The organism is Natronohydrobacter thiooxidans (assembly GCF_001884735.1).
Classification (GTDB): domain Bacteria; phylum Pseudomonadota; class Alphaproteobacteria; order Rhodobacterales; family Rhodobacteraceae; genus Roseinatronobacter; species Roseinatronobacter thiooxidans_A.
The window spans coordinates 632,600-649,641 of sequence record NZ_MJAP01000003.1; the positions used below are offsets into that span (position 1 = coordinate 632,600).

Sequence of the window (17,042 nt, forward strand, 5' to 3'; positions counted from 1 at the left end):
CCGCGCATCCGCGGGGAACAGGTTATCGGGGCCGCTGGCCACCAATCGGGATTGAGTAGTTCACAGCCAGCACGGGGGCGTCATATGTGTTGCGGGTTCTGAGGTTCTTGATGAGATTCACATTCAGGGAACCTCGGCCAAACCGCTTCTCAACACCGATTCCAATGCCCAGTTGCTCGGCCCGATCAAGCGTTCCTCCGCCAAGCAGAACAGTACCATTATTGGCATCGTCGCTGATCTGTTTGCGCCAGTATCCGACGGGGCCAATGCTGAAGCTGTCGCTGACCGCCTTCATCGCCGTGACGTCTATCAATAGCTCTGCGCCGCTCCTGTAGCGCGTTTTCGGGTTCTCGGCATAGACTGTAAGGGCAGATCCGGTACTCAGGTTCCAGCCGTCGCGCAGATAGCTGAGCCCAAACAAAAGCGACGCGGAATTCTTGCCAGAGCCGAGGTTCATCGAGACCCCATCGGGTTTGAAGCTCCCTGTCGCCAAGCTGAAGGACATGCCTGCCGACGCGAATATCCCCGGCGACAGAACCCACGAAACGTTGATCGGCGAAATGGTGATGTCGCCGATGCCTTTGGCCGTGGTTTTCAGGCCAAAGGCAGTCTGGCTATTGAACAGAAGCGGAATACCGGCTGAAAAGCGATAGGTCCCACCCAGTATCTCAATCCCGGGGACATACGAATAGCTGAGAAACAGCGAATTGATATCCGGCGACACCGGAATTGCATTTCCACTGTTGTCCACGACATTGCCGCGCGAAAACTGCGACCTGAAACTGAGGTAGTGGCCGGGAGGCGGGTTCGCGCCGACCGGAATGCCGATTGTGGCACCGCCGGGCATGGCAAAGGGCGCGTTCGGCTCGACCGCCATAGCGGGAGAACCTGCTGCCGAAAGCAGGCAGAGCGCGCACGCCAACCTCTTTATTTTATTGATGGAATTGATCACTTATTCGTCTCCTAGTTGGTCATGGTCGCCCCCGGTACAGTTGCCCAGGGTTCGACAGGCACACATCCGCCTGCGCCGCAGACGCGGCGTTTGCTATGTTCAGCAATACAGTGCCCCGGGCCGGATCAGGCCCGGGGCAGGAATGTCAGAATGGAAGTTGGTGCGGCACGCGTTGCGTCGAGATCCAGCGCTGCTTGGTGAAAGCCTCTATCGCGCCTTTTGGCCCCCATTTGCCGCTGCCGCCCGAGGCACCATGACCTGAGAACGGGCAATGCGGATCGTCATGGACCGTTGAGTCATTCACATGGATCATGCCGGCCTCATAGCGTTCGGCCAGCAATTCACCGCGCAATGTATTGCCTGTAATGATCGAACCGGTCAGACCGTACTCACTGTCATTTGCCATTTCCAGCGCTTCTTCTTCGGTATCGAAGGGGAAGACACTGATCACGGGGCCAAAGAATTCTTCCTTCCAGGCATCCATGTCGCGGGTCACGCCCGTCAGGACGGTCGGCAGGTAATACGGGTCTTCTGCGGCCCCGCCACAATGAACCGTCGCCCCGCCCGCGACCGCATCGTTGACAATCTTTTCCAGCCGACGCAGCTGGCCCGTGTTGATGAGCGGGCCGACAACACAGGTATGCTCTTGCGGCGCGGTGGGCGGGATGAAACCGACCTTGGCCACCAGTTTTTGCAGGTACTCGTCGTAAAGCGAGCGGTGGACGAAAACCTTGTCCGTCGACATGCAGATCTGGCCCTGATGCAGGAAAGCCCCCATGAAAGTCAGATCGACGGCCCGGGCCACATCCGCATCTTCAAGGATGATCGAGGCGTTCTTGCCGCCCAGTTCCATCATCGTGGGTTTGAAGACAGCCGCCGCCGCGGTTGCGAGCATTCTGCCAACCTTGGTCGAGCCGGTAAAGCTGATGGCGCCGATGCGCTTGTCGGCAACGAAAGTATCACCGACCATGGCCGCGCCGTCGCGCGAAGTGGTGATCACGTTGAAGACACCTGGCGGGAAGCCTGCATCGTTGAAGAGCTTGCCCAGCATCAGCCCGCCGACGAGCGGGCTGTTTTCCGAAGGCTTCAGCACGGCAGTGTTGCCAAGCGCGATGGCCAGCGCATAGGCGCGGAACGACAGGAGCACAGGGAAATTCCAGGGTGAGATTGCACCCACAACGCCGCAGGGTCTGCGCACGATGCGGTTGATCTTGCCCGGCACATGGCTGGGATAGATTTCACCCGTTTCCCGGGTGGTCAGCGCTGCAGCCTCAAGCATGTAAGGCGCGATCAGCGAAACTTCGAACATCGACTTGCCAAAACCCGAGCCGGTCTCCTCCATCAGCGCCTGGGCGAACATCTCCTTGCGCTCTTCAAAAAGCGCGGCGGCCTTCATGAACATCGCCTGTTTGGCGGCGATCGGTGTCGCCTCCCATCCGGGCTGTGCGGCGGATGCGGCAGCGATGGCCGCGTCGATATCGGCCTGTGACGCATCGGGGATCAGTGCGATCACTTCGCCCGTGGCGGGATTGCGTGTCTCGAATGTCCTGCCGTCGGTCGCGCCTTTCCATTCGCCATCAATCAGCATTTCCCAGGTTGTCGTGTCAGTATGTTTCGCCCAGTCGAGCATCTTGGTCTCCTCCCAGAGTTTCTTGCTTGGATTTCCCTAGGCAGCAGGAATCGCTGCGGTGTCATCAATCCGGTCGCTTTCCGGTGTCGGCTGCGATTTCATGCCCCGCGCGACCTGAGCGACATATTCCTCCTCGGTCAGGCCATCGCGCTGCCGGATCCTTTCGGGATGCGAGATCTTGGGGTCCGGCGCGATGTTTTCACCGATCCACAGAAAGGCACGGAATGCCCGGCGCGCCAGAAAACGCGCGATCGGGTTCTGCCTGATCCGCCAGTTCTTCATCGTGCCCTCGGGCATCAGCGCATAGATCAACTGGCGCATGGCAGGCTGAAGGAAACGCGGAAAGTTCCGCGTCGCGAAAGCGTCGATTACATATTTCTGGACCAGATGCTTGTCGGGGTTTTCGGCGCGCCGGGTGTTCTCGTAGCGCTCGACGAACTCCATACAGTCATCGAAGTTCTGGAACGTGATCGGGATGGGTTCGTCGGTCAGCACCCGACGGAATTGCGGTGCGATGCGCTTGTAGAACTCATAGGAGGCGATTTTCTCCTTCTCGGAGAATCCCTTCGCGCCGACCCGTCGCAGCAGGCGGTGGAACAGCGTGACCTCATAGGCGATCACATATTGCCAATCTTCCACTGGCTCGAAGCCTTCGGGGTAATGCTTGGACCAGAACTTGTGCAGTTGATTGAGCGAGTCGATGGAGCGTTTCGTATACTCGTGGTCCGGGCCGTACTCCGTCCAGATCAGGATATGCCGCGAGGTGTCATCCATGCGCCGTTCCATATGGCGCACAACCTTGCCTTTGCCGTTTCGAACGATGGAGCGCGACCCATGATTGCCGGTGATGAAATTTGGGAACGTCACCGAATAGATCAGATCCATAAACGCATCATTCGACCTGTAGGTCGCAGCGAGCCGGATGATCTCTGCATAATCCGTGTATGGATCAAGCTTTTCTATCTCACGCGCAATCCATTTGCGACCTGACATGTCAACCATCTGATCCCTCCCGTCTGTCCAGTGTCCAAGCGCGAGTCGCATCGGAACCGGATTGCCATTATCGACAGTATTCTGACGGTTTATAGCGATTCGAACGCATACTGTCAAAAATATTCGCAAGATATGCGTAATTAAACGCGTCGCAGAAATCTGCGAACGCGGCAGTCACAGCGCGGGTAAATGGTTCAGGTCGAGGGCTGTCCGCCGCCCAACTCCTTGCGTTTGCTCAGATCGAGCGGAGCGCGGCTGGCGGTGTTGTTGAGATCCACCAGCTTCGAGAGCAGTTCAAGGAATATCGTCTGCTCTTCCGGCGACAGTGGCTCAAGCAAGCGGCGCTGAACCCTGGACACGGCGGCAAAAGTCCCATCAAGAAGCTCGATGCTTGCATCGGTCACACGGGCGGTCTTGATGCGCTGGTTGTCATCGGGGATCTCGCGCACAATCAACCCCTTCTTTTCAAGGGTCTTCAATACCGTCCCCACGGTCGAGCGGTCGATGGCAATGATACGGCTCAGGCTGCGCTGATCGATATCCGGCTCGTCCCGGATCGCCAGAAGGGCCGCGTACTGGATGGGCGTCAGATCGAATTCGCCCAGTTCGTCAGCAAAGAGCGAGACTGAAATCTGCTGGCACCGTCGAATCAGGTGTCCCGGCGATCGATACATGTCGCTGATTGTCGGGGCCCCCGCCGGGGCCGAGTCATTTTCCCAGAACGCCATATCCGCTTTCCGTCTCTCCTTGGGCACCATCAACGTCATACTCTTGTGGGGCAGGAAGAGTCCAATGCCGTTGTTGACGGTCTTTGCCAGACATCTGGGGCAAAAGTATGCTCACTGTCAATTCGACACCCGGAAGGGGATGAAGAAGCGTTTGTTCCTCGGCCATCGCGCCCAACCACGCAGACTTCACTGAGGCCCCGCCTAAGAGCGCATCAAACGGATCGGAGGGATGTTGATCAGGGACGCCGCCTGAACCGACAAAATGCAGAACCGCCCTCCGCGATAACCGAAGAGGCGCGCAGATGCCCGATCAGCGGATCAGGTGAATGGTTTCCCGGCCTTTCCGCGCCATCTCCGCGAATGGGGTGAAAGCAGCACAGGCGTTCAACATATGGCTGGTCCTGCCCGCCGGAGCAAGCCGTTCAGAAGTCATGGGGCAGCTGCGCGGTCAAGGGATCGCCTCAGCCGACCCGCCAGCGTGTCGGAAATATCTGCCAGCCGGTGCGGTCCTGCACCCAGCCCCAGATACCGCGCGGCGCGATCAGCATGACCGCCAGCGCAAGGGCTCCCTGCGTGATCAGGAACATTTCCCCCTGCCCCTGAAACAGCTCGCGCAGGGCGAAATAGATCAGCGTGCCCAGAATCGGCCCTTCCAGCGTGCCGACGCCGCCGATGATGACGATGAACAGGATGCGGATCTGCCAGTCCAGATCAAAGGCGCCGGTCGGATCGATATAAAGAACCGAGAGGTAATAGATCCCCCCCGCCAGCGCACAGACCACCGCCGAGAACACAAAGGCCACGAAGCGGCTGGCGCGGGCATCGACCCCGATGCTGGCCGCCGCGACATCATTGTCGCGCGTTGCCATCAGGCCCAGACCAAAGCGACTGCGCAGCAGGGCAAAGACGGCAATCTGAGTGGCGAGTGCCAGAGCGAGAGCCAGCCAGAACACCATCTCGGCGAAACTCGCGAGATCAAGGCGGCTGGCGTCCAGCATCATCCCGCGCGACGATCCGACCAGCGGCCATTGGCCGAAGGACAGACGGATCACCTCGGCGAGCACCCAGATACCGATCGAGAAATAGGCGTCGCGCAGATTGCGCAACAAGAGCGCCATCACCGCCGCCGCCAGCACCCCCACCAACACACTGGCCCCCAGCGCGGCGGCCAGCGGCAGGCCGCTGGTATTCACGGTCAGGAACAGCGCATAGCCGCCCAGACCGACAAAAGCCTGATGGCCAAAGGACAAAAGCCCGGCATAGCCGCATAGCAGGTTCCATGCCTGCGCCATGGCAAAGACCAGCAGGATCTCCATCGGCAGCCTTGTGTCGGAGGGAAGCCAGATCATCCCCATGGTCAGCGCCAGCAGCAGCGCAGCACCGGGTAAAAGGTCGCGTAAGCGGGTCATCGGCCCCTCCGGGTCAGAATGGCGGGCAAATCGGCCTGCCGCAGGATCAGGATCAGGATGAAGGCGAGATGCCCGAACAACGGCCCGACATTCGGGTTCAGGCTGAGGCCCACGACATGCACCACACCCAGGAACAGCCCGGCCAGAAACGACCCGCGCAGCGACCCTAATCCGCCGATAATCACCACCTGAAAGGCAATCAGCAGCCGTTCGATACCCGAAAACGGCGTGAAGGAACTGCGCACAGCCAGCAAGAGGCCCGCAACCGCAGCAAGCGTCACCGCCAGCCCCATCGCCAGCGCATAGACGCGGCGGCGGTTGAAGCCCAGCGTTTCGAGGATCTCGAAATCATCCGCTGCGGCGCGGAAGGCGCGGCCGGTGGTGGAGTGCCGCAGAAGCAGCCCCACCGCCAGAAACATCGCGACCGACAGCGCAAAGATCGCCAGCGGCAGCACGCCCAGGGCGACGCCCGCCACCTCGATGCCCAGATTCTGCACCGGGCCGATATCGATGGCGCGGATGTTATTGCCGTAGACCGCCACCAGCGCGTTGCGGATGATGATCGACAACCCCATCGTCGCGATCATCGCCGGGATCGGATTGGGGCCGACCAGCCGGTTCAGCATCGTCGCCTGCATCAGCCAGCCCATGGCAAAGGCGCTGATGGCCACTACCAGAACCACCACGGGCAGAGGCAGCGGCGTCACCGCCAGCACCGTTGCGCCCAGAAAAGCGCCCAGCACGATGAATTCGCCATGCGCGATATTGACCACCCGCATGATGCCAAAGGCCAGTGCCAGCCCCAGTCCGAACAGGCCGTAAAGCCCGCCCACCATCAGCCCGTTCAGGACAGCCGCAAGCAGGGTCATGCCGCCGCCTCGCCGAAATAGGCCGCGCGGATCGCGTCCAGCGCAACCTCTCCCGAGGCGCCCTGCAAGGTGACCCGCCCCTTGAGCAGGCAATAGACCCGGTCCGAGGCCGCTCTGGCGCGCAGGATGTCCTGCTCGACCAGCACCAGCGACACGCTACTGTCCCGGATGCGGCGGAAACAGGCGTAGATATCGCCGATGATCGCGGGGGCCAGACCCAGTGATACCTCGTCGCAAAGCAGCAAGCGCGGGTTCATCATCAGGGCGCGGGCGATGGCGACCATCTGTTGCTGGCCGCCCGACAACATGCCAGCCGGGCGGTGACGAAAATCGGTCATTGCGGGAAACAGGTCATAGGCCGCTTCCAGATTCCAGGGACCGGGCCGGGCACGCGCAGAGCCCAGACGCAGATTCTCTTCGACCGTGAGCGAGGGGAACAGCCGTCGCCCCTCGGGCACCAGAGCAATGCCGCGCCGCGCGATCATGTCACAGGACAGCCGGGTGATGTCTTCGCCCTCCAGCCGGATCGTGCCGTGCCGCGCCGGGGTCAGGCCGATAATGGCGCGCAGCAGGGTGGATTTCCCTGCGCCGTTGGCGCCGATGATCGCCACTGCCTCGCCCGCCGCGACCTGCAGATCGACACCGAATGTCGCCTGCAAATCGCCGTGGAACACATCGAGCCCCTCAACTGTCAAGAGCGTCATCGACCGCAATCCCCAGATAGATTTCCTGCACCAATGCCGAGTGCATCACCGGTTCCGGCGCGCCCTCGGCCACCAACTCCCCGAAATGCAGCACGGCCAGCCGGTCGGCGGCGGCCATCAGCGCATGGGCAATATGCTCGATCCACAAGACCGCGCGCCCCGGTTTCAGCCGTTTCACCACCTCGATCAGTTGCAGCACCTCGCCTTCGGTCAGCCCGCCCGCGATTTCGTCCAGCAGCAACACCCGCGACCCGACGCTGATCGCGCGGGCCAGTTCCAACCGCTTGCGGTCCATCAGCGGCAGCGCACCGGCCAGAGTCGCGCGCCGGTCGCTCAGGCCGACGGTCTCCAGTATCTCAGCCACCCGTGCGCGCGCGGCAGCGCCATGCAGGCGCGGGCCGTGCATCACCCCGGCAAGGACGTTTTCATGAACGCTGAGACCCGAGAAGGGGCGCGGCACCTGATAGGCCCGCCCGATCCCCGCTTGCGCGCGCCGGTGCTGCGGAAGACGTCCGATATCGTTGCCATCCAGCAAGATTGCCCCGCCGTCCAGCCGCGCCGTGCCGTCGAGCAGGTTGAACAGCGTGGTTTTGCCCGCGCCATTGGGCCCGATGACACCCAGGCATTCGCCGGGTGCCACTTTCAGGCTGACCTCGCGCACCACTGCGCGTCTGGCATAGAGCTTCGAGACCCCGGCAACTTCAAGCATTGTCGCGCCCCGGCGTCAGAGTTCGGAGAGCAGCTTGAACTCTTCCTCGACCACGAATGCCGAATCCTCGCCCGCCCAGGTCACAACCAGATCATAGTTGTAGGGCCCTTCGCTCGCGCGCCGCCACTGTCCCGCGACCAGCGGCGTCTTGGCGATACCGGGCACCGGGCTGCCTGCGAAATCGATCGGGCCGACCACAGTGTCCAGCGTCAGGGCCGCCAGCGCGGCGCGCACTGCCTCGCGGTCTTTCGGATCGCCCGATGCCTTCAATGCGGCCACCGCCGCCTCCCAGGCCGCATGGGTATAGCCCAGCACGGGCGTCCACTGGCTGCCACGGTCGGCCTCCCATTCCGCCGCCAGTTCGCCCGCCGTTTGCCCGGTAAGACTTGAGGCATAGGGCAGTTTCGGCGACCACCAGATTTCGGTGGACAGGCCCGCGCCGCGATCCCCCAGCGCATCCATGCCGCCGGGGAACAGAAAGGCGCCTGCGATGGTCGCCACTTCGGGCCGATAGCCGCCCTGCGCCGCCGAACGCCAGAACGAGGCGAAGTGGTTGGCGAACATGAAGCCGCTGAGGATCTGCGCGTCTGCTGCCCGGAAGGTTGCCACCTGATTGGAAAAATCGTCGGCCTCGACATTGAACATCCCGGCATCGGCAAGCGTATAGCCCGCCCCTTGCAGGATGGGCGGCAGGCCGTATTGCGGATGGGCAAAACCCTGCGCGGCGGGCTGATCGACATAGAAGGTGCCGACCGTGTCATTCAGGCGGTCGCGCACCGGCGCCCAGAGGCCAAGATAGGCGGCGCCGATATCGGCAGTGTCGAACAGGAAATGGAAAGTCCAGGGCTGGCCATTGTTGCTATAGGCCTGAGGCCCGCCGCGCAGCCCGATCAACGCATCCGAGGGCAGCAGGGTCGAGACAATGGGCGTGCGGTTGATGACCGCCAGTTGCCCGCCGGTGACTGCGGCCAGCGCTTCCGTGGTGACGATCAGATCCACCCGGTCGCGGGTCATCAGCTCGGCCGTGACCTGCGCTGCGGCATTGACCCCGCTGCCGCTGTCGCGCAGCAGGATTTCCACCGAATAGGTCGTGTCACCGATGGTCAGGCCACCGCCGAACAGGTGTTCCAGCTGGGCGCGGACAAAGCCGACTGCCTCGCCGAAGAGGGCGCCGGGGCCCGAGGTGGCGGCGACCCAGCCGATCCTCAGGGTGGTGGCGGCCGAGGCATGCGCGGCGGGGAATCGCAATGTCAGTGCGGTGGCGCCAGCAGCGACCGAGGTTTGCAAAAGCCGTCTGCGCGACAGGGCGCTGGCACGGGGCGGGGTCAGATCGGTGGATTTCATGTTCTCCTCCCAAAAGAAACACGAGGGGCGATCGGTTGAATTCGATCAGTTGACCAAATCATATGATTGGAATAGAGCTTTTGTCAATCAACTGTTCCGATCATTTGATTGATTCCGATCAGTTCTCGAAGGAAAAGGGAGGAACGCTTTGAAAACGCTAGAAACTTTATCGATGGATGCCGCCGGAACCGCCGCCGCGATCCGCGCGGGCTCTCTGACAAGCCGTCAGGCGACCGAGGCCGCGCTGGCGCGATTGGCCGCAGTGAACCCCGCAATCAACGCCGTTGTGAACACTTTGGAGGAGCAGGCGCTGGCCGCCGCCGATGCGGCTGATTCGGCGCTGGCGGCGGGTGCCGTGCCCGGCCCGCTGCATGGCGTACCGATCACCGTCAAGATCAACGTGGATCTGGAGGGACAGGCCACCACCAACGGACTGATCCCGCTGAAGGATGCGATCGCCGCGCAGGACAGCATTCCCGTCGCCGCGCTGAAACGGGCGGGCGCGGTCATCCTCGGGCAGACCAATGTTCCGGCCTTTTGCTATCGCTGGTTCACCTCGAACGCGCTGCACGGCACCACGCGCAACCCGCATGACCTGTCACTCTCGCCCGGCGGCTCCAGCGGTGGGGCGGCGGCGGCGGTGGCGGCAGGGATCGGCACGCTGGCGCATGGCAATGACGTGGCGGGCTCACTGCGGCTGCCAGCCTCGGTCTGCGGGGTTTATGGCATGAAGGGCACCATGGGGCTGATCCCGTCCTGGAACCCGTCGCAACCCGGCGAACATTCGCTCGGTCTGCAAACTGGCGGGTCCGAAGGGGTGATTGCCCGGTCCGTCCGCGACATCCGGCTGGGGATGCAGGTTCTCGGGGGGTCCGATCCGCGCGATCCGAGCCAGGTGCCCGCCCCCCTGCCCCGGCCCGACCAGCGGATGCCCTGCCGCGTCGCGCTGTGGCTGGGCGATGCCGACACACCTGTCGATCCTGCCGTCGCCGCCATCACCAGACAGGCCGCCGACTGGCTGGCGGATGCGGGCTATGTGATCGAGGAGGCCGCGCCGCCTGATCTGGCGGAAATGACCGAATTGTGGATGGCGATGCTTTATGCCGAATGCACCGGCCCGGTGCGCGATATGCTGTTCGGCATGGCGGATGACGCGTTCCGGCAGTCGTTCCAGGCAACCGCCGCCGCGCTGCCGGTGCTGGACGGCGCGGCCTATCAGGCCGCCTGGCAGCGGCGGCGCGCGATCCAGCGCGCCTGGGCCGGGTTCTTCCAGCATTTCCCGCTGGTGCTGACCCCGACCGCCTGCCAGCCCCCCTTTCCCATTGACCATGATCTGCAAAGCGGCAATACGATGGCAGAGATCATCCGGGCCTATCGGCCGTTGCCTGCTGTCGCCGGGCTGGGCCTGCCAGCGATTTCGGTTCCGGCAGGCAAGGCGGGGCACCACCCTGTCGGCGTGCAAATCATCGGCCGATGGTTCGATGACGACCGCTGCCTGTCGGCGGCGGAAATCCTGGAAACCCGGATCGGGCCGGTGCTGCCCGTCGATCCGCAAAAGGGCTGACAGCGCAATGGGACGCGAAATGGGACGCGCAGATCAACCCGCACCGGTGCGTGGCCTCGCGCGTCCCAACAGCGATGGCAAGCGCGAGCAGATCGCCGCTGCCGCCCTGCGCGTATTGCTGGCCGAGGGGGTCTTCAACTCCACCACCCGCAAGATCGCCGAGGCCGCGGGCGTCAGTGTCGCCACACTGCACTACCATTTCCGCGACAAGGACGAGATCCTGCTATCGGTGATGGAGCGCTTCGTGCAGACCTACCGCGCCGCGCTGGCCGACCAGTTCCCGCCGGACCAGACCCTGGAGCAGCGGATTGCCGCCATGATCCCCTTCATCTGCGGGCAGATCCGCAAGCGCCCCGCCGAGCAACTGCTGTTGCAGGAAATGACAGTCTACATGCTCCGACACCCCGAGCTGGAGGCTCTGGCACGGGCCAAGGACATGCATTTTCAAGCGCTTTATGCCGAGGCGCTGACCAAGGTGCGGGGCCTGTCACCCGCTGACGCACCTCAGGTCGCGCGGCTGGCCAACCTGATCTATACGAACCTTGTCGGCATGTTCAATCAATGGCTGGCCACCGGCGACGATGCGCTGCTCGACCAGACGGCTGGTGACCTGGTGCGCGGCGCGCAGCGGTTCGCCCGCGACGCCATTGCGGGTTCCGGTTCAAAATCTGAACCGCACTGACCGCTCAATGCGTCAGCACAGATGCCGCGGCGCCGTCACAAGGGCCGCTATCCTTGATGTGCGCCTGAGAGGCACAAACAGCGGGCGCGCTGTATGACCCCCATTTGCTGTTTACTCCCGAATGACGGTGCAGCCCATCTGGTCGCCCGCACATCTGCGAAGGTCTTCGGACCGATCGCTAAGGCGAACTCCCTGAAGGAGTGCAACATCACCACGCTCCGAACAATGGCCAGTTTCAGGTATAGAATTCTCGACTTCGGCGAAGATTGCGCCCTTCATCAAGGGCGTCGGCTGCGTGGAGCAAAAGCATATCTGATTTTTTTGAGTCACATTTTTCCGTCCTGAACATCTAGTCGATTCAGATGCTTGCGGGTCATCGCGCGTCTTGTCGGCCAGATGCTTCTGCACAGTGCCGATGATCCAATATTGACAGCATACCGCCGGTTCGCCTATCCATAACGACAGTATGCTGACGATATGAGGGGAGAGGATCGTGAAGCTTTGTCGATACGACGGTGACCGGGTTGGCGTAGTGCAGGGCGATGTCATGCATGACGTGACACGCTGTCTCGAAGACCTGCCGTCAATGCGCTATCCCTTCCCGCAGCACGACCAGTTCATAGCGCGGCTTCCCGATCTGATGCCGAAGATTGTCGCGGCGGCGGCGACCGGCGTGACCAAACCATTAGATCAGGTTCGCCTCGACCTGCCAGTGGTCAATCCGGGGAAGATCATCGCCGCGCCAGTGAACTATTCCAAACATCTCGACGAGGTGCGTGATCAGGCCGATCTCAATCACGGCAACGAGTCCCATATGCGCCATATCCGCGAGATCGGCCTGTTTCTGAAAGCCAACTCATCCTTGATTGGCCCGTCAGAGGCGGTTCGGATCGGGCGGCCTGACCGGCGCAATGACCACGAAATAGAGCTGGCTGTCGTGATCGGCAAAGCGGGCAAGGATATCGAGCCCGAGGAAGCTCTATCCTACGTTGCGGGCTATGCCATCGGTTTGGACATGACCGTGCGCGGCCCGGAGGATCGCAGTTTCCGAAAATCCCTGGATACCTACACAGTGCTTGGTCCCTGGATGGTCACGGCGGAGGAACTGCCCGATCCCTCCGCGCTGGACCTCGTTCTGACCGTGAATGGGGAGATGCGCCAGAAGGCGAACACGCGCGACCTCGTGCTCTCGGTGCCCGAACTGATCGCCATGGCATCGTCCTTCTACACGCTGCACCCGGGCGATCTGATCCTGACCGGGACGCCGGAGGGTGTGGCCCCGGTCGAACCCGGCGACGTGATGCAGGCGACGATTGAACGGATCGGCACGATGACCGTTCCGGTGATCGGTTGAGGAACAGGGAGCAAACCATGTCGAGCAGAGAACAGGAAGTAATTGTTGTGGGCGGCGGGATCGGCGGGCTCTCGGCAGCCTATGCGCTGGCGCGTGTGGGCTGCAGCGTGACAGTGCTGGAGCAAGCCGAGGTCTTTGCCGAAGTGGGCGCAGGTATCCAGCTTGGTCCGAACAGCTACAAGATGTTCCAGAGACTGGGCATCGTCGACGAGGTCAATGCGCTCTCTGCGTTTCCCGACTACCTTGCGATGCGCGATTCCATTACTGCCGAGCATGTGGTGAAACTGCCTGCCGGAGAGGCGTTCCGCAAGCTCTTCGGCTTCCCTTACGCTGTCATCCACAGAGCGGACCTCCATACCGCTCTGCTGAAGCGTTGCGAGGCGCATGGCAGCGTGCGCCTTGTCACAAATGCGAAGGTTGTCGAGATCCGTCAGAACGGGGCCGGTGTCGAGGTTATGACTGAGGGTGGTGCAAAGCTGTCCGCAGCGGCCCTGATCGGTGCGGACGGCATCTGGTCAATGACACGGGCCATCGTGGCAAATGACGGTGAGGCCAGGACCGCAGGCCACATCGCATACCGGGCCGTGCTGCCGACCGCAGAGATACCCGAAGAGTTGCGCAGCAACACGATGACGCTCTGGGCGGGCGAAAAGACCCATCTGGTGCAATACCCGCTGCGCGGTGGCGAATTGTTCAATCTGGTGGCGGTGTTCCATTCGGACCGCCTTACCGAGGGCTGGGACGCGGCCGGCGATCCCGACGAGCTTCATGCGAAATTCGCCGACAAATGCGATCAGGTCCGCACCCTGCTGGGAAAAATCGAAAGCTGGCGGATGTGGGTGCTGCGTGATCGCGAGCCGACCCGCGACTGGGTCAAGGGACGCATCGCGCTACTGGGCGACGCGGCCCATCCGATGCTGCAATATCTTGCTCAGGGCGCCAACATGGCAATCGAAGACGCGGTCTGCCTTGCCGATATGCTGGTCAATGAACAAGGGGACTGGGACCGCGCCTTCCGGCGTTACCGCGACGCCCGCTATCTGCGCACCACCCGGGTTCAGCTGAGTGCCCGGCTCTATGGTGAAATCTACCACGCCAGCGGCGCAACTCGCGATTTCCGCAACGCGGAACTGTCATCCTGGCCGATCGAGAAACACTACCAGGGCATGGCATGGCTCTACGGGATCGAACCGACTTGGCGGGACGATGGCTGTTCAAGGCCACTGGGCCCCGCGCAGATGGGATCTGCCGCCTGAGGGGAGATGCGGAAAACAAATCAATGGTTCCAGGGAGGAGAACACAATGAAGGCAATGACAATCGGCTTTTTGGTGGCGTCAGCAATCGGCGCTTCGGCAAACGCTCAGGACGTGAAACTGAGATACACCGAATGGCTGCCACCAACCTATTTCGCCAATGAAAACGGTCTCTATCCGTATTTCGAGGATATCGCCCGCGTGACCGAGGGCCGCGTTGTGGTTGAAAAATCCGCGGCACCGCTGGGCCCGCCGCCGCGCAACTACCAACTTGTACTGGACGGCATCGCCGACATGGCCTGGGGGTTGCACGGCTACACGCCCGGCACGTTCCCCCTGAGCGAAATGGTCGAACTGCCGTTCTACTCGACCAATGCCGAGGCCAACTCGGTCGCCTATTGGAAAGTGTTCGAGGAATATCTTGAACCGGCAGGCATGCACCCGGGCGTTGTCACGCTGACAGTCCATACCCAACCGCCCGGACAGATTTTCAACAAACTCCGCCCCATCAAGGCACCGGGGGATTTCACCGGGCTCAAGATCCGTTCGACCAATGCCGGGGTGGCGGCCTCGCTTCAGGCTCTTGGGGCCACGCCGATCGGCCTGCCGGTAACGGAAATGCGTGACGCGCTGGAAAAAGGCATCGTGGACGGCGTGTCATTGACGGATGAGGCATTGTTCAACTTCCGCATCGAAGACTTCGTAAAATACGAGACCATCGTACCGGGCGGCCTCTACAACGCCTCAATGTTTCTTGTCGTGAACCCGGCGACATGGGCGCGCATCTCTCCCGAGGATCAGGCTGCGATCATGGAGATATCGGGCGAGGCTTTGGCCCGCCGTCTGGGCCGGATGTGGCAGGATGAACAGGACGCAGGCTTCGAACTTGCGAAGAACGCCGGAATCGAGATGTCCGAGGCAAGCGGTGCGCTGCTGGATCATATCCGTGGCAAGCTCGCCTTTCAGGAGGCCGCATGGATTGAAAAGGCCGCTGCCGCCGGGCTCGACGCAGAGGCGGTGTTGTCGGCCTATCGCGAAGCTTCCGGGGCAGTGGAGTGATGCATGTGCAATCGCACGCAGTGGTCTTGACGGAACGTCTGTTCAAGGTCGTTTCGAGCCTTCTGATCGCAGGGCTGGTGGTAATCACGTTTGTTGACGTGATCGGCCGCCAGTTCGGCGCTCCCTTGGCGGCAGCCTTCGAGTTGACGCAGATTCTGGTGGGAGCGATGTTCTACGTCGCACTCCCCTTCGTCACGCTAAGGCGGGAACACGTCATCGTCGACATCGTGCCGATCAATCCCGATCACAGCATCGGGCGCGGCCTTGGCTTCGTGGTTGATCTTCTCTCCGCCGCTGCCGTCGCCTTCGCGGCCCGGCAGCTTTGGATGCAGGCGGACACGCTGGCCATGTTCAATTCGCTCACGATGTTCCTCGGCCTGCCGACGGCACCAATCGTCAGGGGGATGGCGATCCTGTGCGGCTTCACTGCCCCGATCTGTCTTGCTCTCGCCCTGCTGCGGTTTCGCGGTGACACCCGAGAATACGAGGCGAAGGCATGACGCTCGTCATCGGCGGTTTCATTCTCTTGTTCGTCCTGATGCTGCTCCGGGTCCCGATTGCTTTTGCACTGGGCATCGTCGGGACGATCGGCTTCGGCCTGATCGTCGGCATGGGCCCGGCGCTGCGGTCGGTGGGAACGACGGCCTCTGATACGGTGATGAGCTACAATTTCGCCGTCATCCCGATGTTTATCCTGATGGGAAATCTGGTGGCACGATCCGGCATCTCGGATGATCTCTACGCGGCCTCGCAGGCCTGGTTGGGCGGAATGCCGGGCGGGCTTGCGCTTGCCACGATCGCCTCTTGCGGCGGCTTCAGTGCGGTTTGTGGGTCAAGCCTTGCCACTGCGGCCACCATGTCCCGCGTTGCCGTACCACCGATGCAGCGTTTCGGCTATTCCGATGCGCTTGCATCGGGCGCAGTGGCGGCGGGCGGCACGCTGGGTATCCTGATACCGCCCAGCATCGCATTGGTACTTTATGGCATCATGACCGAAACCGACATCGCAGCGCTTTTCGCAGCAGGCGTGGTTCCGGGGCTGCTGGGGATCCTGCTCTACATGGCCGCAATCTGCTTGTGGGCCAAGTTCCGGCCCGGTGATGCAGCCGCAGCGGTCTCGGTGTCCTGGGGCGAAAAACTCCGCAGTCTGCGCGGGGTTCTGGGGATGCTCTTTCTCTTCTTACTGGTGATGGGCGGGCTCTATATCGGCTGGTTCACCCCGACCGAAGCCGCCGGTATCGGATCGGGCGGGGCGCTGCTGATCGCCCTCGCGCGCAGAAGACTTACCGTCGCGAACCTGTTCGAGACGCTTTACGATTCCACGCGCACGTCGGTCTCGCTACTGGCGATCCTGATCGGCGCGCTTCTCTTCGCGAATTTCATGAACGTGGCGCGCGTTCCCCAGGATCTGGGCGGCTGGGTCGAAAGCCTGAATGTGGCGCCGCTCACGGTGATCCTGGCCATCGTCCTGATCTACATCGTCCTGGGCTGTTTCCTGGAGTCCATCTCCATGATGCTGCTGACCGTGCCGATCTTCTATCCGATCGTTTATGGGTTGGGCTTTGACCTGATCTGGTTCGGCATCATCGTGATTGTCGTGATCGAGATCGCGCTCATCACGCCGCCGGTGGGCATGAATATTTTCGTTCTGCGCAGCGTACTCCCCGGAATTCCGACGCTCACAGTGTTTCGGGGTGTGATTCCCTTCGTCGCGGCAGACATCGTCCGGGCCGCCCTTCTGATTGCATTTCCGATCCTGTCGCTGTGGCTGCCCGGCCTCATCCGCTGATC

General features: G+C 62.0%; 16 protein-coding genes. 7 read left to right on the forward strand and 9 right to left on the reverse strand.

The features are described 5' to 3' along the window. Positions 1 to 22 precede the first annotated feature (22 nt). The 9 genes from BG457_RS05540 to BG457_RS05580 all read right to left on the reverse strand — a co-directional run bounded on the left by BG457_RS05540 (position 23) and on the right by BG457_RS05580 (position 9,338). A complete protein-coding gene (locus BG457_RS05540; RefSeq protein ID WP_139257555.1) occupies positions 23 to 952 on the reverse strand; it encodes a SphA family protein in 930 nt (309 codons plus the stop codon). A 145-nt stretch (positions 953 to 1,097) separates the two neighbouring features. Then, positions 1,098 to 2,582: an aldehyde dehydrogenase family protein gene (locus BG457_RS05545; protein WP_217649488.1), complete on the reverse strand. Its 1,485-nt coding sequence runs from the start codon at positions 2,580 to 2,582 to the stop codon at positions 1,098 to 1,100. 36 nt (positions 2,583 to 2,618) lie between these two features. Further along, a complete protein-coding gene (locus BG457_RS05550) occupies positions 2,619 to 3,584 on the reverse strand; it encodes an oxygenase MpaB family protein (RefSeq protein WP_071795973.1) in 966 nt (321 codons plus the stop codon). A 185-nt stretch (positions 3,585 to 3,769) separates the two neighbouring features. Next, positions 3,770 to 4,303 carry a MarR family winged helix-turn-helix transcriptional regulator gene (locus tag BG457_RS05555; RefSeq protein ID WP_071796083.1) on the reverse strand — a complete coding sequence of 178 codons (534 nt, stop codon included), beginning with the start codon at positions 4,301 to 4,303 and terminating at the stop codon, positions 3,770 to 3,772. A gap of 461 nt (positions 4,304 to 4,764) precedes the next feature. Continuing rightward, entirely contained in the window at positions 4,765 to 5,712 is a 948-nt protein-coding gene (locus BG457_RS05560) for a branched-chain amino acid ABC transporter permease (RefSeq protein ID WP_071795974.1), read from the reverse strand. After that, entirely contained in the window at positions 5,709 to 6,581 is an 873-nt protein-coding gene (locus BG457_RS05565; protein WP_071795975.1) for a branched-chain amino acid ABC transporter permease, read from the reverse strand. The genes BG457_RS05560 and BG457_RS05565 overlap by 4 nt, the downstream gene beginning before the upstream one ends. Further along, positions 6,578 to 7,285, reverse strand: a complete 708-nt coding sequence (locus BG457_RS05570; protein ID WP_071795976.1) for an ABC transporter ATP-binding protein — start codon at positions 7,283 to 7,285, stop codon at positions 6,578 to 6,580. Before BG457_RS05570 ends, BG457_RS05565 begins: the two co-directional genes overlap by 4 nt. Then, positions 7,266 to 7,994, reverse strand: a complete 729-nt coding sequence (locus tag BG457_RS05575; RefSeq protein ID WP_071795977.1) for an ABC transporter ATP-binding protein — start codon at positions 7,992 to 7,994, stop codon at positions 7,266 to 7,268. The genes BG457_RS05570 and BG457_RS05575 overlap by 20 nt, the downstream gene beginning before the upstream one ends. A gap of 15 nt (positions 7,995 to 8,009) precedes the next feature. Then, on the reverse strand, positions 8,010 to 9,338 hold the full coding sequence (locus BG457_RS05580; RefSeq protein WP_071795978.1) for an ABC transporter substrate-binding protein: 1,329 nt from the start codon (positions 9,336 to 9,338) through the stop codon (positions 8,010 to 8,012). 148 nt (positions 9,339 to 9,486) lie between these two features. Here BG457_RS05580 and BG457_RS05585 point away from each other — a divergent pair, with 148 nt between their 5' ends. The 7 genes from BG457_RS05585 (at position 9,487) to BG457_RS05615 (ending at position 17,040) form a co-directional block, all read left to right on the forward strand. Next, on the forward strand, positions 9,487 to 10,902 hold the full coding sequence (locus tag BG457_RS05585) for an amidase (protein WP_139257556.1): 1,416 nt from the start codon (positions 9,487 to 9,489) through the stop codon (positions 10,900 to 10,902). Positions 10,903 to 10,909: 7 nt separating this feature from the next. Continuing rightward, complete coding sequence (locus BG457_RS05590) at positions 10,910 to 11,584, forward strand: TetR/AcrR family transcriptional regulator (protein WP_071795980.1); 675 nt, start codon at positions 10,910 to 10,912, stop codon at positions 11,582 to 11,584. A gap of 547 nt (positions 11,585 to 12,131) precedes the next feature. Next, positions 12,132 to 12,938: a fumarylacetoacetate hydrolase family protein gene (locus BG457_RS05595; protein ID WP_245770933.1), complete on the forward strand. Its 807-nt coding sequence runs from the start codon at positions 12,132 to 12,134 to the stop codon at positions 12,936 to 12,938. Positions 12,939 to 12,955: 17 nt separating this feature from the next. Then, positions 12,956 to 14,194 carry a 3-hydroxybenzoate 6-monooxygenase gene (locus BG457_RS05600; protein ID WP_071795982.1) on the forward strand — a complete coding sequence of 413 codons (1,239 nt, stop codon included), beginning with the start codon at positions 12,956 to 12,958 and terminating at the stop codon, positions 14,192 to 14,194. Positions 14,195 to 14,240: 46 nt separating this feature from the next. Continuing rightward, entirely contained in the window at positions 14,241 to 15,251 is a 1,011-nt protein-coding gene (locus tag BG457_RS05605; protein ID WP_071795983.1) for a TRAP transporter substrate-binding protein, read from the forward strand. A gap of 26 nt (positions 15,252 to 15,277) precedes the next feature. Continuing rightward, on the forward strand, positions 15,278 to 15,751 hold the full coding sequence (locus BG457_RS05610) for a TRAP transporter small permease (RefSeq protein ID WP_175546726.1): 474 nt from the start codon (positions 15,278 to 15,280) through the stop codon (positions 15,749 to 15,751). Further along, positions 15,748 to 17,040 (forward strand): TRAP transporter large permease, encoded by a 1,293-nt coding sequence (locus BG457_RS05615; RefSeq protein WP_071795985.1) that lies wholly within the window; start codon positions 15,748 to 15,750, stop codon positions 17,038 to 17,040. The genes BG457_RS05610 and BG457_RS05615 overlap by 4 nt, the downstream gene beginning before the upstream one ends. Positions 17,041 to 17,042: the final 2 nt, after the last annotated feature.